At 73.4% G+C, this 19,553-nt stretch carries 17 protein-coding genes and 1 riboswitch; of the genes, 14 read left to right on the forward strand and 3 right to left on the reverse strand.

Translation table 11 applies throughout. The annotated features are described in order from the left end of the window. Positions 1 to 124 precede the first annotated feature (124 nt). Positions 125 to 871, forward strand: a complete 747-nt coding sequence (locus tag ABT354_RS29855) for an SDR family NAD(P)-dependent oxidoreductase (protein WP_351499585.1) — start codon at positions 125 to 127, stop codon at positions 869 to 871. Positions 872 to 1,353: 482 nt separating this feature from the next. Here the strand turns inward: ABT354_RS29855 and ABT354_RS29860 are convergent, their stop codons facing one another. Then, a complete protein-coding gene (locus ABT354_RS29860; protein WP_351499478.1) occupies positions 1,354 to 2,076 on the reverse strand; it encodes a DUF5995 family protein in 723 nt (240 codons plus the stop codon). Positions 2,077 to 2,385: 309 nt separating this feature from the next. Between ABT354_RS29860 and ABT354_RS29865 the strand changes: the two genes are divergently transcribed. Together ABT354_RS29865 and ABT354_RS29870 are read left to right on the forward strand one after the other, a co-directional pair. Continuing rightward, positions 2,386 to 3,777, forward strand: a complete 1,392-nt coding sequence (locus tag ABT354_RS29865) for a uracil-xanthine permease family protein (protein WP_351499480.1) — start codon at positions 2,386 to 2,388, stop codon at positions 3,775 to 3,777. 228 nt (positions 3,778 to 4,005) lie between these two features. After that, positions 4,006 to 5,340 carry an alginate lyase family protein gene (locus ABT354_RS29870; protein ID WP_351499482.1) on the forward strand — a complete coding sequence of 445 codons (1,335 nt, stop codon included), beginning with the start codon at positions 4,006 to 4,008 and terminating at the stop codon, positions 5,338 to 5,340. Positions 5,341 to 5,446: 106 nt separating this feature from the next. Here ABT354_RS29870 and ABT354_RS29875 read toward each other — a convergent pair whose 3' ends face one another. Next, positions 5,447 to 6,664 carry an MFS transporter gene (locus ABT354_RS29875; protein WP_351499484.1) on the reverse strand — a complete coding sequence of 406 codons (1,218 nt, stop codon included), beginning with the start codon at positions 6,662 to 6,664 and terminating at the stop codon, positions 5,447 to 5,449. 101 nt (positions 6,665 to 6,765) lie between these two features. Between ABT354_RS29875 and ABT354_RS29880 the strand changes: the two genes are divergently transcribed. From ABT354_RS29880 to ABT354_RS29930, 11 genes are all read left to right on the forward strand, one after another. Continuing rightward, positions 6,766 to 7,935, forward strand: coding sequence for an ROK family transcriptional regulator (locus ABT354_RS29880; protein ID WP_351499486.1), 1,170 nt, complete (start codon positions 6,766 to 6,768; stop codon positions 7,933 to 7,935). Between the two features lie 263 nt (positions 7,936 to 8,198). Next, a riboswitch (FMN riboswitch) is annotated at positions 8,199 to 8,329 on the forward strand. 164 nt (positions 8,330 to 8,493) lie between these two features. Further along, positions 8,494 to 9,624, forward strand: coding sequence for a bifunctional diaminohydroxyphosphoribosylaminopyrimidine deaminase/5-amino-6-(5-phosphoribosylamino)uracil reductase RibD (ribD, locus tag ABT354_RS29885; RefSeq protein ID WP_351499488.1), 1,131 nt, complete (start codon positions 8,494 to 8,496; stop codon positions 9,622 to 9,624). A gap of 1 nt (position 9,625) precedes the next feature. Continuing rightward, complete coding sequence (locus ABT354_RS29890; RefSeq protein WP_351499490.1) at positions 9,626 to 10,261, forward strand: riboflavin synthase; 636 nt, start codon at positions 9,626 to 9,628, stop codon at positions 10,259 to 10,261. Then, a complete protein-coding gene (locus ABT354_RS29895) occupies positions 10,258 to 10,902 on the forward strand; it encodes a nicotinamide mononucleotide transporter family protein (RefSeq protein ID WP_351499492.1) in 645 nt (214 codons plus the stop codon). The genes ABT354_RS29890 and ABT354_RS29895 overlap by 4 nt, the downstream gene beginning before the upstream one ends. Next, the gene (locus ABT354_RS29900; protein ID WP_351499495.1) at positions 10,899 to 12,269 is read left to right on the forward strand and encodes a bifunctional 3,4-dihydroxy-2-butanone-4-phosphate synthase/GTP cyclohydrolase II; all 1,371 of its coding nucleotides are present in this window, start codon (positions 10,899 to 10,901) and stop codon (positions 12,267 to 12,269) included. Before ABT354_RS29895 ends, ABT354_RS29900 begins: the two co-directional genes overlap by 4 nt. A 117-nt stretch (positions 12,270 to 12,386) precedes the next feature. Continuing rightward, entirely contained in the window at positions 12,387 to 12,872 is a 486-nt protein-coding gene (gene ribH / locus ABT354_RS29905) for a 6,7-dimethyl-8-ribityllumazine synthase (RefSeq protein WP_351499497.1), read from the forward strand. Between the two features lie 33 nt (positions 12,873 to 12,905). Further along, on the forward strand, positions 12,906 to 13,178 hold the full coding sequence (locus ABT354_RS29910) for a phosphoribosyl-ATP diphosphatase (protein ID WP_351499499.1): 273 nt from the start codon (positions 12,906 to 12,908) through the stop codon (positions 13,176 to 13,178). Positions 13,179 to 13,298: 120 nt separating this feature from the next. Then, on the forward strand, positions 13,299 to 14,147 hold the full coding sequence (hisG, locus tag ABT354_RS29915; protein WP_351499501.1) for an ATP phosphoribosyltransferase: 849 nt from the start codon (positions 13,299 to 13,301) through the stop codon (positions 14,145 to 14,147). 10 nt (positions 14,148 to 14,157) lie between these two features. Next, positions 14,158 to 14,655 (forward strand): PH domain-containing protein, encoded by a 498-nt coding sequence (locus tag ABT354_RS29920; protein ID WP_351499503.1) that lies wholly within the window; start codon positions 14,158 to 14,160, stop codon positions 14,653 to 14,655. 248 nt (positions 14,656 to 14,903) lie between these two features. After that, positions 14,904 to 16,241 carry a hemolysin family protein gene (locus tag ABT354_RS29925; protein WP_351499505.1) on the forward strand — a complete coding sequence of 446 codons (1,338 nt, stop codon included), beginning with the start codon at positions 14,904 to 14,906 and terminating at the stop codon, positions 16,239 to 16,241. Further along, entirely contained in the window at positions 16,238 to 17,326 is a 1,089-nt protein-coding gene (locus tag ABT354_RS29930) for a hemolysin family protein (protein ID WP_351499507.1), read from the forward strand. Before ABT354_RS29925 ends, ABT354_RS29930 begins: the two co-directional genes overlap by 4 nt. A gap of 61 nt (positions 17,327 to 17,387) precedes the next feature. Here ABT354_RS29930 and ABT354_RS29935 read toward each other — a convergent pair whose 3' ends face one another. Beyond that, on the reverse strand, positions 17,388 to 19,307 hold the full coding sequence (locus tag ABT354_RS29935; protein WP_351499509.1) for an AAA family ATPase: 1,920 nt from the start codon (positions 19,305 to 19,307) through the stop codon (positions 17,388 to 17,390). Positions 19,308 to 19,553 lie beyond the last annotated feature (246 nt).

Genomic DNA, 19,553 nt, shown 5'->3' on the forward strand with positions numbered 1-19,553 from the left:
CTCCGGCGGCCCGGTCCCACGGTGTGGTCCTCATTTCTGTACCGCTCGGCAAATATATCTCTTGACGTGCGCCGCCGAGGGGTCGAATAATTCTGTGTCGATCAACACAGAAATGGGGCCGGGGATGGAACCGCTGCGGGGCAGGGTCGCGTTGGTGACGGGTGGCAGCCGGGGGATCGGGGCCGCGATCGTGCGACGGCTGGCCCGGGAGGGCGCGGATGTGGCCCTCACCCATGTCACCCCGGCGAGCAAGGCGAAAGCCGAGGCGGTGGCCGCCGAGGTGACAGCGCTGGGCCGGCGGGCCCTGGTGATCGAGGCGGACGCCGCCGACGCGGGGGCGGTGGCGCGGTCCGTCGAGGAGACCGTCGCCGGGCTGGGCGCCCTGGACATCCTGGTGAACAACGCGGGGGTGTTCCCGTACGGCCCGGTCGAGGAGATCACCCCCGAGGCGGTGCACCACACCCTCGCCGTGCACGCCGCCGCGCCGTTGCTGGCGGCGGGGGCGGCCTCGCCGCATCTGCCCGAGGGCGGGCGGATCATCAGCATCGGCAGCGCTCTGGCCGAGCGGGTGCCCTTCCCCGGGATCGCGCTGTACGCGATGAGCAAGTCGGCGCTGACCGGGATGACCCGGGCGCTCGCCCGTGAGCTGGGGCCGCGCGGGATCACCGTCAATCTGGTGCAGCCCGGTTCGACGGAGACGGACATGAACCCCGCGGACGGGGAGGACGCGGATGCCCAGCGGGCGCTGTCGGCCCTCGGCCGCTATCTCGCCCCGGACGAGGTGGCGGCCACCGTCGCCCATCTCGCGGGGCCCGGCGGGCGGGGCATCACCGGATCGGTCATCACGGTCGACGCCGGTACCAACGCCTGAGCCGCCCACGGTCCGGCGGGCCCGGTCCGGGGCCTCGCCGGGGGCGCTCGGGGGGCCGGGTACCCGGTGGGGCGGGTACCCGGCCGATCGCCGTACGGGCCCCCTGGGCCCGCCCGCCCCGAGCCCGCACGGCCCCGGTGGCCCGGCCCGCCCCGGGTGCCCGTACCGGCCGGGGCGCGGCAGGCCGCGCGGGACGATGACGGCCGGGGGCGCCGCCGGGCCCGGGACGACCGGGGTCCTTCCGCCGGATCGAGCTGGACCGGGTAGTGGGGGCACCACCCACGCCCTTCGGGGGTAGTGGGGGCACCACCCACGCCCTTCGGGCGTAGGGGGAGGAGGAGGGTCCGGTACGTGGAGTCCCCCCGGGCCGCAGGACCGCCGGGCCCAGGGGGTGGATACCCTCCCGGGCCCCTGGGTGCGGGTGGGCGCACCTCCCGGGGAAGGGGCGCGGCGCGGGCCGGGCGGGGCTTCGCTCACGCGCCCTACGGCCGGGGTACCAGCAGGCAGCGCCCCACCAGCCCGGTGTCGCCGTCCAGCCGGTGCCGGAACTCCGCCGCGAGGGCCGGCTGTTCGCGCAGCCGCCACAGCAGCCGCGCCGCCGACCAGGCGCTGTCGCAGGCCCGGCGCGGACTCCAGCTGCCCAGCAGATGGGCGAGCGGATCGGCGACCCGCAGCGGCTCCGGGCCGGACAGCAGCTCCTCCCGTACGCCCTCCTCGATCAGTGCGAGCAGATCCCCCAGCTGGTCGAAGGCGCTCTCCAGCCGGGCGGGTTCGCACCCCAGCGTCTCGCAGGCGTCCACCACGGCGAGGGCCAGATCATGGCCGATATGGGCGTTGAGCCCCGCGAGGGCGAACTGCGCCGGATGCACCCGGGGGTGATGGCGGTACCGCAACAGGGGCCGCCAGCAGGCGGGCGGCCGGGCCGCCGCGACCGCCCGCAGCGACCGGCGGGTGGCGAGGGCGCCGAGGACGGCCGCCGCCCGGCGGCCCGGGAGACCGCCGCCGGGGTCCAGCGGGCCGAGGTCGCGGACGGCCGTGAGCAGGATCCGGCGGCAGACCGCGACCCCGTCGCCGGCGGACCCGCGCGACCCGCGCGGCCCCGGTACACCCGGCAGGACCGGGCCCGGCCCGGCGGTACCCGGCGGTGCCGGGGCGGCCTCCCGGGGCCGCGCGGCGATCGGGTACGAGGAGTGCTGTGGCGCCATGGGGGCAGCGTCCCAGCCCGGCGGGGTCCGTGACCCCCGTGGAGCGAGGACTTCCCCGGAACGGGGGACCCCGTCAGCCCGCCGCCCGCCCGCGCCGAGCCCCTCGTACCGAGCCACCAGGGGTCGCGCAGTGTCATGAACGGCTCACGCGGAGGCGCGGCGCGGAGGGCTCCGCTGCGCTGAACGATCCATTTCACCCCACCGGGACGGCGTGTCCGCCACTGTCCCGGTTTGCCTCTGGCCTGCGCATCGGCTACTTATCAGCCGGACTCTGCGATGCGCAGAGCATCGTGGAGATGGAGTGTGATCATGAAGGGCTTCGGCTGGACGCTGCACGGCGACGGCAAGCACCTCGCCCCGGGAGAGATCGTCCGGCCCGATGAACGGCTGAGCTGGGGACGTACCGCCGGGCTGGGCGCCCAGCATGTCGTCTCCATGATCGGCGCGTGTTTCGTGGCCCCGGTCCTCATGGGCCTCGACCCCAATCTCGCCCTCATGGCGTCCGGTGTGGCGACCGTGCTGTTCCTTCTGATGACCCGGGGGAGGATCCCGAGCTATCTGGGGTCGTCGCTCTCCTTTGTCGGAGTGGCCGGGGTGATCGCCTCCCAGGGCGGCGACGCGGGCACCCTGACCGGGGCGCTCCTGGTCGTCGGCGCGGTGCTGACGGTCTGCGGCATCGTGATCCAGACCCTCGGGGCCCGGATCATCCACGCGGTGCTGCCGCCCGCGGTGACCGGTGCGGTGGTGATGCTGATCGGCTTCAATCTGGCGCCCGTCGCGGCCGGCACCTACTGGCCGCAGGACCAGTGGACCGCGCTGGCCACGATGCTGTTCACCGGTCTCGCGGTCGTTTGTCTGCGCGGCTTCTGGGGCAGGATCGCCATCTTCCTCGGGCTGGTCTTCGGCTATGCCCTCTCCTGGGTGCTGGACCGCGTCGCCGGGAAGATCCATTCGGCCGACGGCTCCGGCAAGGTCACCGACCACTGGCGGATCGACTTCTCCGGGGTGGCCCGGGCGGAGTGGATCGGACTGCCCGAGTTCCATGCGCCCAGCTTCGAGTGGTCGGCCATCCTGGTGGCCCTTCCCGTGGTCATCGCGCTCATCGCGGAGAACGCCGGCCATGTGAAGGCGGTCGGTGAGATGACCGGTGACTCCCTGGACGACGAGATGGGTACGGCCATCGCGGCCGACGGCACGGCGACCGTGCTCTCCACCGCCGTGGGCGGGCCCGCCACCACGACCTACGCGGAGAACATCGGGGTGATGGCGGCCACCCGGGTCTACTCGACGGCGGCCTACTGGGCGGCTGCCTGCTTCGCGCTCCTCTTCGGCTTCTGCCCCAAGATCGGCGCCCTGGTCGCCGCGATCCCCGGCGGGGTGCTCGGCGGCATCACGGTGATCCTGTACGGGATGATCGGCCTGCTCGGCGCCCAGATCTGGATCCGCAACAAGGTCGACTTCACCCAGCCGCTGAACCTCGTCCCGATCGCGGCCGGTGTCATCATCGGCATCGGCGATGTCAGCCTGGAGTTCAGCGACGACTTCAAGCTGAGCGGTATCGCCCTCGGTACGCTGATCGTGCTGACGGGCTATCACGCGCTCCGCTGGCTCTCCCGTACCTCGGCCCGCCATGAGCCCCCGCTGCTGGACGGCGGCACCACGGGATACGACGACGCCGACAAGGGGGACCCGGGGCGCTGACGTGCCTGTCGGACGGGGTGCGGAGAACGGCGGCGGTCAGGCCGCCGCTCCGGCCCCGCACCCCGCGCACCGGCTCCCCGCCTGCCGGAGCCGCATGCCACGGGCGCCCGGCGGGTGGCCCCCTGCCCCGGCGGCGGCCCCGCCGGGGTTGTCACCCGTACCCCACGGCCCTACGCTCGCCACGGTCCGATGCGTGAATCCCGTTCACATATCTGATGGGAGTCTTCGATGGCCGGAGATCACTTACGGCGCCGGCGGGTGGGCCTCACCGCGGCCGCCGTCGCCGTCGCCCTGCTGCTGCCCGTGGCGTCCGCGCGGGGCGCGACCGAGGAGCCGGGGACCGGCGGGGCCCGGGTCGCCCGAGCGGTGACGGCCGGCGGCGAGGTGCGCACCCCCAGGACCGTGGTGATCGACGGGGAGCGGATGCGCCGGGCCAAGCAGCGGCTCCAGCGGGGCGATCCCGAGCTGCGCCGGACGGCCGCCGAGCTGACCGCGCGCGCCGACCGCTGGCTGGGGCAGGGCCCCTGGACCGTCACCGACAAGCCCCGGCCCGCGCCGAGCGGGAACCCCCATGACTACCTCAGCCAGGCGCCCTACTGGTGGCCGAGCAAGCCCCGTACCCCGGAGAACCCCTGGGGCTGCCCCTATGTCCAGCGGGACGGCGAGCGCAACCCCGAGGTCGACACCGGCACCGACCGGCCCGACATCGGCAAGGTGGTGAACGCCTCCACCACGCTGACCCTCGCCTGGTACTACACCGGGGACCAGCGGTACGCCCGGCACGCCGCGACCATCCTGCGGACCTGGTTCGTCGCCCCGGCCACCCGGATGAACCCGCACCTCAACCATGCCCAGTTCATCCCCTGCCGGTTCGACGGCCGGGCGATCGGGATCATCGACTTCTCCCAGATGTACACCGGCGTGCTGGACGCCGTCGCGGTCCTCGACACCGGGGCACCCGGCTGGCGGGCGGCCGACCGGGCCGGAGTACGGGCCTGGAACATCGCCTTCCTCGACTGGCTGCGCACCAGCCCCTTCGGCAAGGAGGAGGCGGCCGCCGCCAACAACCACGGCACCTTCCACGACATGCAGGTCGCCGCGCTCGCCGTGGCCACCGGGGACCGGGCGCTGGCCCGGAGCGTCGTCCGGGAGGCCCGTACCCGGCGCATCGACGTCCAGATCGCGCCCGACGGAAGCCAGCCGCAGGAGCTGCGCCGCACCCGCAGCTGGCACTACTCGACCTTCTCCCTCGTCGCCCATCTGCGGCTGGCGGCGATCGGGCGGCAGCTCGGTGTGGACCTCTGGGCGCACCGGGGGCCCCAGGGGCAGTCGCTCGCGGGGGCGGTCCGCCATCTCCTGCCCGCGGCGACCGGCGCGGCCCGCTGGCCCCATCCGGAGCTGGATTTCCGGCGGTACGCCGCCACCGATGTGGTCCACGCGGCGGCGGACGCCGGTGACGCACCCTCCCGTGCGGCCGTCCCCGCCCTGGAACCCCCGCCGGGCGGCGACCTCTGGGCGCTGCGCCCCGCCGCCGAACAGCTCGACTCCATCGCGGGCGGCTGACACCCGGTACGGGGTACGGGTTCACGGGGTACGGGGTTACGGGGTACGGGGGAGCCCGGCCCGGGGCGCATGGTCCGGGCCGGGCACCCCCGAGGTGGTGTACGGGTCAGTGCTTGGGCTCGGGCGCCGGCGCCGGGGCGGAGCGGGTCGTCTCGGTGGTGCCGCGGGCCGAGCGCAGCACGCCCGCGCCCAGCACCAGACCCAGCGCGAGCACGGTGACCAGCCCGAAGGAGAACATCAGGCTGGTCGCGTCCGCGATCCCCCCGATCGCGGACGGCGCCACCAGACCCGAGGTGTAGGTGATGGTCGCCACCCCCGCGATGGCCTGGGCCGGCCGCGGACCGCTGCGCGCCGCCGCCGCGAAGGCCAGCGGGACCACGACGGCCACCCCGAGGCCGAGGAGGCCGAAGCCGCCCATCGCCACCGCCGGGTGCGGGGCGACCACCACCAGCAGCCCGCCGGCCGTGGCCAGCACCCCGCCGGTACGGACCGTGCGGACCGGGCCGAAGCGGTCCACCACCCGGTCGCCCGCCAGCCGGGCCACCGCCATGGTCAGCGCGAACGCTGTGGTGGACGCCGCCGCGAGCGTGTCCGACGTACCCAGTTCGTCCCGGAGGTAGACCGCCGACCAGTCCAGGCTCGCCCCCTCCGCGAAGACCGCGCAGAAGCCGACCGCGCCGATGACCACGGCGGACTTCGGCGGCAGCGCGAACCTCGGCGGCGGCTCCTCGTCCGCGGTGCCCCGCGACGGATCCAGCACCCCCTGACAGGCGAGCAGCCCCAGCAGGGTCAGCGCCACGGCGACCACCAGGTGGTGCGCCCGTGCGTCGAGGTCCAGATGGGCGGCGAGGGTGCCGCCCGCCGATCCGATCAGCGCGCCCACGCTCCACATGCCGTGCAGCCCGGACATGATCGAGCGGCCCAGCCGGTTCTCGGTCTCCACCCCCAGGGCGTTCATCACCACATCCGACATCCCCGAGGTCGCCCCGTAGACGAAGAGCGCCGCGCAGAGCGTCAGCAGATTCGGGGCGAGCGAGGGGAGCGCCAGGGCCAGGGTCCACAGGCTGAGCAGGCCGCGCAGGGCGGTACGGGCGCCGAAGCGGTGGCTCACCCAGCCCGCCAGCGGCATCGCGATGGACGCGCCGAGCGCGGGAAAGGCGAGGGCGAGCCCCAACTGTCCGGCGCTCACCCCCGCATGGTCCTGGATCCAGGGGATACGGGTGGCGAAACTCCCGGCCACCGCCCCGTGCGTACAGAAGATCATGGCCACGGCGAACCGTGCCCTGCCCAGTCGTTGCTGCCCAGGGGCGGCTTCCTGCGCCATCCGGCGTCCCTCCCTCTCCGTTGGTGCGCCGTAAACTATCAGGAACCTTGCCTGATAGTTAGTGGTCATCGGCGGGGCAGACGATCTGAAAGGATCCCGACATGGCCGCATCACCGAGCACAGCCCGGGTCATCAACGACCGTCTCGCACTCCAACTCCTCCAGAGTCAGGGGCCGTTGACGGCGGGACAGCTGAAGGCCATGACGGGCCTCTCCCGGCCCACTGTCGCCGATCTGGTCGAACGACTCCAGGAATCGGGCCTCATCCAGGTCGTCGGGGAGGCGGGTGCCCAGCGGCGCGGACCCAATGCCCGGGTGTACGGGATCGTCGCCGACCGCGCCCATCTCGCCGCGCTGGACGTCCGTACCGAGGGCGTCTGGCTGGTCGTCGCCGATCTGCTCGGCACCACCCTCGCCGAGGCGTCGCTGCCCATCGGGGACGCATCCGGTACGGAGCCCGCCGAGCGCGCCGCCGCCCTGCTGGAGCGGACCGTGCGCGAGGCGGGCGCCGCCCGGCTGCACAGTGTCGCGGTGGGCGTCCCCGGCCTGATCGATCCGGCCACCGGCGAACTGCGGACCGCCCGGGGGCTGCCCGCCTGGCACCGGCGGCTGGTCGAGGCCCTCCAGGAGCGGCTCCCCGCCCGGCTGGTGCTGGAGAACGAGACCAATCTCGCCGCCGTCGCCGAACAGCGCGAGGGCGCCGCCCGGGACCGGGACACCTTCGCCTTCCTCTGGCTGGGCGAGGGGGTGGGCGCGGGGATCTTCCTTGACGGACGGCTGCGCCGGGGCGCCTCGGGCGGCGCGGGCGAGATCGGCTTTCTGCCGGTGCCGGGCACCGGCGGGCTCCCCTCCGCCGTCGGCTGCGACGGCGGCTTCCACTCCCTGGCCTGCGGGGGTGCCATCGCGCGACTCGCGGTGGAGCACGGCATCGCGGTCGGTGCCCCGGGTGGTGCCGGTGCGGCGGAGGCCGTCGCCGAGGCGGTCGCGTCGGGCCGGGACGCCTTTCTGGAGGCCCTGGCCGAGCGGGTCTCCCTGGGGGCGGCGGCGCTGGCCTCCGTACTGGACCCCGGCTGTGTGGTGCTCGGCGGGGAGCTGGGCCTCGCGGGCGGCGCGGTCCTGGCGGAGCTGGTCGAGCGGCGGCTGGCCGGGCTCACCCCGCTCGCCACCCAGGTGCGCCCGGGGGAGCTGGGCGGTTCGGCGGTCCTGCGGGGTGCTCTGATCACCGCCCGCGACCGGGCGCAGGAAGAGGTGTTCGGCGCGGCGACCCGCTGACCCGCTGCTCCGGGCCCTCCGGGCCGGTCGGGGCCGGGCGGGCGGACGCCCGGCGGCGGCAAGGGCCGGGACTCCGCCGCCGGGCGTCGCTCACCCCGCGCGCTGCGGAGTCCGGCGAGCGTAAATGGACTAGACCAAGAGGGTCAAGAGTGAGGGATCCCCAGGTGATGGCCGGGATCGCCCCCGCCGCTGTGAGCCAGGCCACAGGGGATCACTCGTTTGGCCCACAGAGGTCCGTGGCACACTGGGCCCTGTATCAGCAGCAGCGCACTCCGGGGTCGGTGCAATTCCGAGCCGGCGGTTACAGTCCGCGACCCGTCCGCAGCCAGCGGCCGGTTGACCAGGTGAAATTCCTGGACCGACGGTGAAAGTCCGGATGGGAGGCAGTGCGCGGCGGGTGGCCCTTTCACGGCACGCCGGCCGTTCCAGGCGACTGATCGCCCCATCAGGGGTGGTCCCTGTCGTCGGCGGCCCCGGCGTCGCCGTCTGTTCGGCGCTTCCCGTCCCTGTCGACCTCGACAGCCCCGGAGTCCGTGCCCGAACAGGCAGGAGGACCCGGTGGCCACCCCAGCCGACATCGCCGCCATGCGCCGAGCCATCGCGCTCGCCGCCCGCGGACTCGGCTCCACCAGCCCCAACCCCGTCGTCGGATGTGTCATCACCGACGCCGCCGGGGAGATCGCCGGAACCGGCTGGCACCGGCGCGCGGGCGGACCCCATGCCGAGGTCCACGCCCTCGCCGCCGCGGGTGACCGCGCCCGGGGCGGCACCGCCTATGTCACCCTCGAACCCTGCGCCCACACCGGCCGTACCGGCCCCTGCGCCGAGGCCCTGCGCGCCGCCGGGATCAGCCGGGTCGTACACGCCGTGGCCGACCCCACCCCGCAGGCCGCCGGTGGCGCCTCGGTGCTGCGCGCGGCCGGGGTCCGGGTCGAGTCCGGCCTCCTCGCCGAGGAGGCCGAGGCCGTCAACGCCGCCTGGCTCACCTCCGTACGCCGGGGCCGCCCCCATGTCCTGTGGAAGTACGCCGCCACCCTCGACGGCCGGATCGCCGCCGAGGACGGCACCAGCCGCTGGATCACCTCCGCCGAGTCCCGCGCCGACGTCCACCGGCTGCGCGCCGAGTGCGACGCGGTGGTCATCGGCTCCGGCACCCTCGCCGCCGACGACCCGCATCTCGCGGTGCGCGGGATCGAGGGCGCCGTCCAGCCCCTGCGGGTCGTCGTGGACACCCATGCCACCGCGACCCCGGGGGCCAGGGTCCTCGACGGCGCCGCACCGACCCTGATCGCCGTCGGCGAGCACGCCGACACCAGCCGTCTGACCGGCGTCGACACCGTGGTCCTGCCGCCCGGCGCGGGCGGCGGGCTGGACATCCACGCCCTGCTCGCCGTGTTGTACGGCCGGGGTGTCCGCTCCGTCCTCCTGGAGGGCGGTCCCACCCTCGCCGGGGCCTTCGTCGCGGCCGGTGCCGTCGACAAGGTCATCGGCTATCTCGCCCCCGCCCTCCTCGGCGCGGGCCCCACCGCCCTCGGCGGCGCCGGAATCACCACGATCGCCCAGGCGTTGCGGCTCCACATGACGGAGACCGTGCGCATCGGCCCCGATCTGCGGATCACCGCGGTCGCCGCCACCATCCCTGCCCCTGCCCCTGCCCCTGCCCCCGTCCCCGTAGCCAAGGAGCGCTGAAGTGTTCACCGGAATCGTCGAGGAACTGGGTGAGGTCACCGCCGTCGAGCAGCTCGGCGACTCCGCCCGCTTCCGGCTGCGCGGCCCCCTGGTCACCGATGGCGCACGGCACGGCGACTCGATCGCCGTCAACGGTGTCTGTCTGACCGTGGTCGACCACGGCGACGGCGAGTTCACCGCCGATGTGATGGCCGAGACCCTCAAGCGCTCCAGCCTCGGCGCCCTCACCCCCGGCGACCGCGTCAATCTGGAGCGCCCCACACCGGTCGGCGGCCGGTTCGGCGGCCATGTCGTCCAGGGCCATGTCGACGGTGTCGGCACCATCCTGGACCGCGTCCGCGCGGACCACTGGGAGCTGGTCACGGTGGCACTGCCGCCCGCGCTCGCCCGCTATGTGGTCGAGAAGGGCTCCATCACGGTCGACGGCGTCAGCCTCACGGTGGTGGAGGCGGGCGACGACCGCTTCAGCGTCAGTCTCATCCCCACCACGCTCGCCCTGACCACCCTGGGGGTCAAGGGCGGCGGCGACCCTGTGAACATCGAGGTCGATGTGATCGCCAAGTATGTCGAGCGGCTGCTCGGCCACCGCGTCCCCGGTGCTCCCGGTGCTCCGGATACCCCGGAGGCCGGATCGTGAGCGCCTTCGACACCCTCAACTCGGTCGCCTTCACCGCCTTCGGCCAGGACATCAAGTGGTCCGACATGGTCGGCAACACCATCGGCCTGATCGCCCTGGCGCTGGGCTGGCGCCGCTCCATCTGGACCTGGCCCGCCCAGCTGGTCTCCGGGCTCGTGCTGGTGGCCGCGTACTCCTCCGCCGACCTCGCCGGTGGCGTCGGCAAGCAGCTCCTGGTCATCGGGGTCGCGCTCTGGGGCTGGCGGCAGTGGACCCTCGGCAGCCGCCAGGCCCGTGACGGCTCCATCGCCGTCCGCTTCGCGAGCTGGAAGGAGCGCGCCCTGCTGGCGGGCGGCGCCGCCGCCGGGACGGTCGCGGTCGCCGGGATCTTCCTCGCCTACCCCTCGCTCTCCTGGAGCCCCTGGGCCGACGCCTATATCTTCGTCGGCACCCTGGTGGCGATGATCGCCCAGGCCAGAGGCCTGGTGGAGTTCTGGTTCGCCTGGCTCCTGGTGGACCTCGTCGGTGTCCCCCTCGCCTTCAGCAGCGGTCTCGCCTTCTCCGGGATCGTCTACATCCTCTACTTCGTACTGGTCCTGTGGGGCCTGCGGGACTGGTGGCTGCGCTCCCGTACCCCGGTTCTCAAAGGAGTCCCCGCATGAACACCACCGTCACCCCTGAGACCGAGACCGCGACCCAGACCGATGCCGGTGCCGATACCGGCACCGGGACCGGGACCGGGACCGACACACCCACCTGGTACTCCACCGACAACCGTGAGGACTTCGCCCTCGACCCCGTCGAACAGGCGATCAGGGACATCGCCGCGGGCCGCCCCGTCGTGGTCGTCGACGACGAGGACCGGGAGAACGAGGGCGATCTCGTCATCGCCGCCGAGAAGGCCACCCCCGAGATCATCGCCTTCATGATGAGCGAGTGCCGCGGCCTGATCTGCGCCCCCATGGACAGCGACGAGCTGGACCGGCTCGCCCTGCCCCAGATGGTGGACCGCAACACCGAGTCCATGCAGACCGCCTTCACCGTCTCCGTCGACGCCGCCCCCGTCCACGGCGTCACCACCGGCGTCAGCGCCGACGACCGCACCACCACCCTGCGGCTGCTCGCCGGCGGCGAGGCCGGGCCCGCCGACTTCGTCCGCCCCGGCCATGTCTTCCCGCTGCGCGCCCGCCCCGGCGGTGTCCTGGTGCGCAACGGCCACACCGAGGCCGCCGTCGACCTCGCCCGGCTCGCCGGGCTGCGCCCCGCCGGGGCCATCGTGGAGATCGCGGGCGAGGACGGCCGCATGCTCCGCCTGCCCGAGCTGGTCCCGTTCGCCCGTAAGCACGGACTGACGATCATCTCCATCGAGGACCTGATCGCCCACCGCCGGGCCACCGAACGGACCGTCGAGCGCGAGGCCGCCGTCGATCTGCCGACCGCCTTCGGCCGCTTCACCGCCTACGGCTACCGCTCCACCATCGACGGCGTCGAGCACATCGCCCTGGTCCACGGCGAGATCGGCGACGGCGAGGACATCGTCGTCCGGGTCCACTCCGAGTGCCTCACCGGCGACATCTTCCACTCGCTGCGCTGCGACTGCGGCCCCCAGCTGCATGCCTCCATGGAGCACATCACCGACGCCGGGCGCGGTGTCGTGGTCTATCTCCGCGGCCATGAGGGCCGGGGCATCGGCCTGCTGCCCAAGCTGCGCGCGTACGAACTCCAGGAGCGCGGCCGGGACACCCTCGACGCCAATCTCGAACTCGGCCTGCCCGCCGACGCCCGTGACTACGCTGCGGGCGCCCAGATCCTCGCCGACCTCGGGGTCCGCAGCCTCCGGCTGATCACCAACAACCCCGACAAGATCCACGCGCTGGTCCGGCACGGGCTGACCGTCCACGGCCGGGAGCAGCTGCCGATCCAGGCCGGCGAGCACAATCTGCGCTATCTGCGCACCAAGCGGGACCGGATGGGCCACCAGCTGCCCGGTCTGGACACGGCCCCCGTGTCGACCTGCGCCCACCAGTAGCCACCGGCCCCGTACCAAGCGAACCTGCACCAACCGGACCCGTACCACCGAATCGGTACCAACCGAACCCGTACCAACCGCATCCGTACCACCGACCCCACACCACCGAGGAGAAGCGTGAGCGGCAACGGCGCACCCGAACTGTCGGTACGCAACTGCGGCGACCTCCGTGTCGCCGTGATCGCTGCCCTGTGGCACGAGAAGATCATGGACGGTCTGGTCGAGGGCGCCCTGCGCGCCCTCCGCGAGCTGGGCATCGACGAACCGACCCTGCTGCGGGTCCCCGGCAGCTTCGAACTGCCGGTGGTCGCCAAGGTGCTCGCCGAACGCGGCTACGACGCCGTCGTCGCGCTGGGCGTGGTCGTCCGGGGTGGCACCCCGCACTTCGACTATGTCTGTCAGGGCGTCACCCAGGGCCTCACCCAGGTCGCCGTCGACACCGGGGTCCCCATCGGTTTCGGCGTACTGACCTGCGACACCGAGGAGCAGGCGCTCGACCGGGCCGGTCTTGAGGGGTCCCGCGAGGACAAGGGACACGAAGCGGTCACCGCCGCCGTCGCCACCGCCACGACCCTCCGTTCGGTCAGTGAACCCTGGCGCTGAGCGGCACCCCCCACCCCGTACCCTGGGACCATCATGGCGAACAAAACCTTCGAAGAACTCTTCACCGAGCTTCAGCACAAGGCGACCCACGGCGACCCCGCCTCCTCGCGGACCGCCGAACTGGTGGACAAGGGCGTCCACGCCATCGGCAAGAAGGTCGTCGAGGAGGCCGCCGAAGTCTGGATGGCCGCCGAGCACGAGAGCAAGGAAGCCGCCGCCGAGGAGATCTCCCAGCTGCTCTACCACGTCCAGGTGATGATGGTGGCGCGCGGGATCTCCCTGGACGACGTCTACGCCCACCTCTGATCCCGCGGGCCGCCGCCCCGGCCGGGTGTACGACCCGGCCGGCCGGACCGCTCTCCTGATCCCTCCCGATCCCACCCGTCCCCTTCACCACTCACGTCCTACGCGAAGGAAGCCGACCTCATGCTGCGTATCGCCGTCCCCAACAAGGGTTCACTGTCCGGACCTGCGTCGGCGATGCTCCATGAGGCCGGCTACCAGCAGCGCAAGGAGTCCAAAGAGCTGGTACTGGTCGACCCCGAGAACGAGGTGGAGTTCTTCTACCTCCGCCCCCGGGACATCGCCATCTATGTCAGCTCCGGCCGTCTCGACATCGGGATCACCGGCCGTGATCTGCTGCTCGACTCCGGAGCGAGCGCGGAGGAGATCCTTCAGCTGGGCTTCGCCCGCTCCACCTTCCGCTACGCCACCCGGCCGGGCACCGCGAGCGATGTCACCGACTTCGGCGGGATGACCGTCGCCACCTCGTACGAGGGCATCGTCGCCAAGCACCTCGCCGACCACGGCATCGACGCCTCCGTGGTCCACCTCGACGGTGCCGTCGAGACCGCCGTCGAACTGGGCGTGGCCCAGATCATCGCCGATGTGGTCGAGACCGGCACCTCCCTGCGGAACGCGGGCCTCGAAGTGATCGGCGAGCCCATCATGACCTCCGAGGCGGTCGTCATCCGCCGTACCGGCGCCACCGCCGACGACCCCAAGGTGCGGCAGTTCCTCCGCCGTCTCCAGGGCGTCCTGGTGGCCCGCTCCTACGTGATGATGGACTACGACTGCCGGGTCGAGCACCTGGAGCAGGCCGTGGCCCTCACCCCCGGCCTCGAATCCCCGACGATCTCCCCCCTGCACCACGAGGGCTGGGTCGCCGTGCGCTCCATGGTCGCCGCCAAGGAGGCCCAGCGGATCATGGACGATCTGTACGAGCTGGGCGCCCGCGCCATCCTGACCACCGCGATCCACGCCTGCCGGCTCTGAGGAAGCGACCATGTCCACCCCCTCCTCCACCCCTGCGGCAGCCCCCGGCCCCACCGGCTCCTCCGACGCCGCCGCCACGCCCGCACTGCCCGTCACCTTCCGCCCCACCCGTACCCGGGTCGTGCTGCTCACCGTCGGCGTGCTCATGTTCGGCGTGATCAGCTTCGCCGGGCTCACCCTGAACCGGCTCAACCCCGGTGAGCGGATCAGCTTCGTCTTCACCGCCTGCATCTTCCTCGGGGTGCTCTGTCTGCTGGCCCGGCCCAAGGTGGTCGCCGACGCCGCCGGGGTCACGGTCGTCAACATCACCCGTGTCCGCCGCCTCGAATGGGCGGAGATCCTTCGGGTCAATCTCCGCACCGGCGACCCCTGGGTCTTTCTCGATCTGAGCGACGGCTCCAGCCACCCGGTCCTCGGCATCCAGCCCGGAATCGCCCGTGAGCAGGCCATCAGCGACGCACGGGCGCTGCGCGCCCTCGCCGAGTCGCGCGGCGGCGTCGAGCCCTAGCGTTCTGGCCGGGGAGCCGTGCCCCCGCGTCCCGGTGGCGGGGGCGGCGGGCCCGGCGCTGCCCCTGCCCCGCCACGGCCGGGCATGCTTAATCTGGTCACGGTGGCGCCGAGCGCGCCCCGTCCCCTTTCCGTGTCCCGCGTGCGGCGGGCCACGGCCTCCTGGGGACACCTGCGACCAGAGGAGTGACACCCTCCGGCCATGGACGGACCGTCCGGCAGTACCCCCGCCGCCCCCGAGGCGGCCGTATGACCCCCACCCTGGTGCCGCTGAGCGCGGCCTGTCTGCTGATCCTCGCCAATGGCTTCTTCGTCGCCGCCGAGTTCGGCCTGGTCACCGTGGAGCGGCCGGAGGCCGAACGCGCGGCGGCCGACGGCGACCGCCGCGCCCGCCGGGTCGTCGAGGCCCTCAGGGAACTCTCCTTCCAGCTGTCGGGCACCCAGCTCGGCATCACCCTCACCTCGCTCGCCGTCGGGGCGCTCGCCCAGCCCGCGCTCTCGGCCCTGCTCTCCCCGCCGCTGACCGCCGCCGGGGTCCCGGACGGCGCCGTGCCCGGCATCGCCGTCGGCACCGGGATGCTGCTGGCCTCCGCCGTCCAGATGGTGATCGGCGAACTGGTCCCCAAGAACTGGGCGGTCTCCCGGCCGCTCCAGGTGGCCCGGTTCACCGCCGGACCCCAGCGGCTCTTCTCCACCCTCTTCCGTCCGCTGATCACCCTGCTCAACGCGGTGGCCAACCGGATCGTCCGGCTCTTCGGCGTGGAGCCCGCCGAGGAGCAGGCGTCCGCCCGTACCCCCGCGGAGCTGGTCTTCCTCGCCCGGCACTCGGCCCGCGCGGGCGCGCTGGAGCAGGACACCGCCGATCTCTTCGTCCGGACCCTCTCCCTCGGGCGGCTCACCGCGCAGCATGTGATGACCCCACGGGTCCGTACGGTCGCCCTGCACGCCGACGCCACCGCCGCCGATGTCCTCAACCTCACCCGGGCCACCGGACTCTCCCGTTTCCCCGTCTACCGGGAGCGCATCGACGACATCGTCGGGACGGTCCATCTCAAGGACGCCCTCGCGGTGCCCGTGGCGGCCCGGCCCCGTACCCCCGTCGGCTCCCTCGCCGCCCCGCCGCTGCTGGTCCCCGAGACCCTGTCGGTCGAACGGCTGCTGGACCGGCTCCGCAGCGAGCAGCCGCTCGCCGTGGTCGTGGACGAGTACGGCGGTACGGCCGGTGTCGTCACCCTGGAGGACATCGTGGAGGAACTCGTCGGCGAGGTCCGCGACGAGCACGACACCGAGACCGACACCCGGCCCGAGCTGGCCGCCCTCGCCCCCGAGGACGGCCGGCCCGCCTGGGAGGCCGCCGGGAGCTGCCGGGTCGGCACCCTGCGCCGGATGGGGCTCGATGTCCCCGACGGCCCCTATGACACGGTCGCCGGGCTGGTCGCCGATCTCCTCGGCCGGATCCCCGCCCCCGGCGACCGGGCCGAACTGCCCGGCTGGCGGCTGTCCGTGCGGCAGGTCGACCGCTACCGGGCCGGCCGGGTACGCCTGGTCCGCACCGCCGCCGCGACCGACCGGGAGGCGGTGCGATGAGCGCCCTCCAACTGCTGCTCGCCCTGGGTCTGGTCCTCGCCAACGGCTTCTTCGTCGGCGCCGAGTTCGCCCTGGTCTCGGTGCGCCGCAGCCAGATCGAACCGCTCGCCGCCCAGGGCTCGGCCCGCGCCCGGCGGGTGCTGTACGGGGTGGAGCACCTGCCCCGGATGATGGCGGCGGCCCAGTTCGGCATCACCGTCTGCTCGCTCACCCTGGGGGCGGTGGCCGAACCCACCGTCGCCCGGATCCTGGAACCCGTCCTCCATACGGCGGGGGTCCCGACGGGGCTGGTCCACCCCCTCGGCTACGCGGTCGCGCTCGCCGTGGTGGTCTGCCTCCATCTGGTCATCGGGGAGATGGTGCCCAAGAATCTGGCGCTGGCCGCCCCGGAGAGCACGGCGCTCTGGTTCGGCCCCGGCCTGGTCGCCTTCGCCCGGCTCTGCCACCCGGTGACCGCCGCCTTCGAGGCCCTGGCCCGGGCGGTGCTGCGCTGCTGCGGGGTCGAGCCCCGGGAGGAGGTCGAGGCGGTCTTCACCCGGACCCAGCTGGGGCGGCTGGTGGCCGACTCGGGTCAGGCGGGACTGCTGGACCCGGCCGAACAGGAACGGCTGGGGGACGCCCTGGAACTCGGCAGCCGCCCGGTCAGCGAGGTGCTGATCACCCGGTCCGCACTGGTGACGGTGGACCCCTCGGTCACCCCCCGGCAGATCGAGGAGCTGACCGTACGCACCGGCTACTCCCGCTTCCCGGTGCGCGGCGACGCCACCGGGCCCTATGCGGGCTATCTCCATGTGAAGGACGTCCTCGACCTGGAGGAGCGGGAGCGGGCGGTGCCCCGGCGGGTGTGGCGGCCCATGACCACCCTCGCCGCCGAACTGCCCCTGGACGAGGCCCTCACCGTGCTGCGGCGGGCGGCCACCCATCTCGCCCAGGTCGCCGATCCCGCCGGGCGGGTCCTGGGCCTGGTGGCTCTGGAGGACGTACTGGAGACCCTGGTGGGGGAGGTACGGGACCCCTCGCACCCCACCGCGCCGCTCTCCTCGCCGACCTCCCGGACCACCGGGGGGATCGCCCTGGTCAGCTGAGCCCCCGCACCGGAGCCCTCGCACCGGAGCCCCGCCCGGAACCTCCGCCCGGGCTCCGGGGTCAGAGCGGGGGGTCCTGCGGGCCGCGCTCCAGCGGACCCCGGCCCGACAGGACCTCCCCGTACGCCTGCATCAGATCGGGCAGCCGCAGGGTGGCCAGATCCTCCCGGGTCGGGGTGCCCGGATACCCCGAGAGCCGCAGATCGCGGTAGGCGCAGCTCTTCTCGTACAGGGTGCGCAGAAACCGTCCGTTGCCCAGCTCGTCGATCCACCGCTGGTCCACCACATGACCGCTGATGGACCGCAGCTCGTCCACCGCCTCCTCGTCCCAGACATCGTCGTTCTGCGCCGCCAGCACCTCGCCGATCGCGGTCAGTTCGAGGGGGCGGTACGAGGGGAAGTCGACCCGGGTGGTGAAGCGCGAGGCGAGCCCGGGGCTGGCGGTGAGCAGCCGGTCCATGCCCTCGGGATGGCCGGCGAGGATGACGACCAGATGGTCGCGGTTGTCCTCGGCGCGCTTCAGCAGCACCTGGAGGGCCTCGTCGCCATAGGCGTCGCCCTTGCTGTAGCCGGAGTTGGCCAGCGAGTACGCCTCGTCCACGAAGAGCACCCCGCCGAGGGCGGAGTCGATCAGCTCATTGGCCTTCACCGCGGTCTGGCCCAGATACTCGCCCACCATGTCGGAGCGCTGGGCCTCCACCAGATGGTCGCCGCCGAGCAGGCCGAGGGCGTAGAAGACCCGCCCCAGGATCCGCGCCACGGTGGTCTTCCCGGTGCCGGGCGGCCCGGAGAAGACGAAGTGGCGCTTGGGCGGCTGGACCTGAAGGCCCTGCCCGGCCCGTAGCCGGGCCATCTCCAGCTGTGCCGACAACGCTTTGACCTGCCGCTTCACCGGTTCGAGCCCCACCATCCGCTCCAGCTCGGAGAGCGCCTGGGCCAGCAGCGCGGGGTCGGTGGGGCCGGTGGGCACCGGCGGGCGGCCGTCCCCGCCCGCCGCACGGGCCCGGCGCCGCCCCGCCCCGGGGAGTGCGCCCGCCGCGCCGCCCCCGGACTGCGGTACCGGCCCGTCGCCGACGGGCCGGGGCTCGGCCCCCGGAACGCTCTCGCTCTCCGCCCGCTCCTCCGTGCTCTCCTGTCCGAAGCCCGCCAGGGAGACGGCGAGCCCGGCCGAGGTGTCGAAGCCGTCCGCCACATCCACCCCGTCGACCCCCTCTATGCCGTCGTACGCCGAGATCGCGGCGAGCCGGGCGGAGGTGTCCATGAAGGCGGGGTCGATCCGGTGCACCGCCCGGTACAGCGGCAGGGCGGCGGCGCTGCGGCCGGTGCCCTCATGGGCACGGGCCAGCCAGTACCGCAGCTCCTTGCGCTGCGGCTGCTCGCTGCGGCACCGCATCAGCGCCGCCGACAGCAGGGGCTCCGCCTGCCCGTACATCTCCAGCCGCACCCGGGCCATCCCGCCGAAGAGCCCCGCCTCGATCCCGAGCAGCGCGTCGTCCACCAGGGACTCGGTGTGCCGGACCAACTGCTCCCAGTCCTTGACCAGATAGGAGCGGCAGGCGTGCAGAAAACGCACCTGGGGGTCGGTGTCCACCGGGGGCAGTCCCGCCAGCGCCCGGTCCAGCTCGGCCACATGACGGCCGTCGAGCCAGTGGGAGGCATGGGCGAGCAGCAGATCGCGCGGGGTCTCCAGCACCGGCTGGACCCACCAGCCCAGCCAGTACCAGGAGTTGAGGGTGCGGCGGTGCCGGGCGCGCTGTTCGCCGAAGCGGTCCCGGGCGCGGTACATCCGCAGCAGCGCGTTGGAGGTGTCCACCCGCAGTGCGTGCAGACCGAGCCAGCCGTCGGCCATCCCGGGGTCGAGCCGTACCGCCGTGCGGAACTCCTCCTCCGCCTGGGGGTAGGCGCCCATGGTGTAGGCGTCCACGGCGCGCACCCAGGCGAGGTCGGCCGGGTCCGGTGCGCCCTGTGTGCCGATGTCCATCAGGTCCCCCACGAAGTGCGCCTGCGCCCTGTCCGGCCCATGCGGCCGTGCGTCCGTCGGGGGGAATGTGCTTCCCGGGACCCGTCGTCGGAGGGTGGGCCGGTGGCACCGCGCCGAACCGCCCTGCCGTGAGCGGGATATGACCCCACAGAAGGGCATCGTACCCGCGCGGGGAGGGCAGCTTAAGGGTGCCGCCCGGCGAGCCCGGAGGTGGTGACCGAGGGTGAGAGGATCCCGCTTCCCGAG

It is taken from the genome of Streptomyces sp. NPDC000594 (assembly GCF_040299965.1).
In the GTDB taxonomy this organism is placed as follows: Bacteria; Actinomycetota; Actinomycetes; order Streptomycetales; family Streptomycetaceae; genus Streptomyces.

Bases quoted from the DNA above. Each gene is read 5' to 3' on its own strand.
- ABT354_RS29865 (WP_351499480.1), top strand. From the start codon at position 2,386: ATGAAGGGCTTCGGCTGGACGCTGCACGGCGACGGCAAGCACCTCGCC.
- ABT354_RS29870 (WP_351499482.1), top strand. From the start codon at position 4,006: ATGGCCGGAGATCACTTACGGCGCCGGCGGGTGGGCCTCACCGCGGCC.
- ABT354_RS29880 (WP_351499486.1), top strand. From the start codon at position 6,766: ATGGCCGCATCACCGAGCACAGCCCGGGTCATCAACGACCGTCTCGCA.
- ABT354_RS29910 (WP_351499499.1), top strand. From the start codon at position 12,906: ATGGCGAACAAAACCTTCGAAGAACTCTTCACCGAGCTTCAGCACAAG.
- ABT354_RS29930 (WP_351499507.1), top strand. From the start codon at position 16,238: ATGAGCGCCCTCCAACTGCTGCTCGCCCTGGGTCTGGTCCTCGCCAAC.
- ABT354_RS29855 (WP_351499585.1), top strand. From the start codon at position 125: ATGGAACCGCTGCGGGGCAGGGTCGCGTTGGTGACGGGTGGCAGCCGG.
- hisG (WP_351499501.1), top strand. From the start codon at position 13,299: ATGCTGCGTATCGCCGTCCCCAACAAGGGTTCACTGTCCGGACCTGCG.
- ABT354_RS29935 (WP_351499509.1), bottom strand. From the start codon at position 19,307: ATGGACATCGGCACACAGGGCGCACCGGACCCGGCCGACCTCGCCTGG.
- ABT354_RS29860 (WP_351499478.1), bottom strand. From the start codon at position 2,076: ATGGCGCCACAGCACTCCTCGTACCCGATCGCCGCGCGGCCCCGGGAG.
- ABT354_RS29900 (WP_351499495.1), top strand. From the start codon at position 10,899: ATGAACACCACCGTCACCCCTGAGACCGAGACCGCGACCCAGACCGAT.
- ABT354_RS29920 (WP_351499503.1), top strand. From the start codon at position 14,158: ATGTCCACCCCCTCCTCCACCCCTGCGGCAGCCCCCGGCCCCACCGGC.
- ABT354_RS29875 (WP_351499484.1), bottom strand. From the start codon at position 6,664: ATGGCGCAGGAAGCCGCCCCTGGGCAGCAACGACTGGGCAGGGCACGG.
- ABT354_RS29925 (WP_351499505.1), top strand. From the start codon at position 14,904: ATGACCCCCACCCTGGTGCCGCTGAGCGCGGCCTGTCTGCTGATCCTC.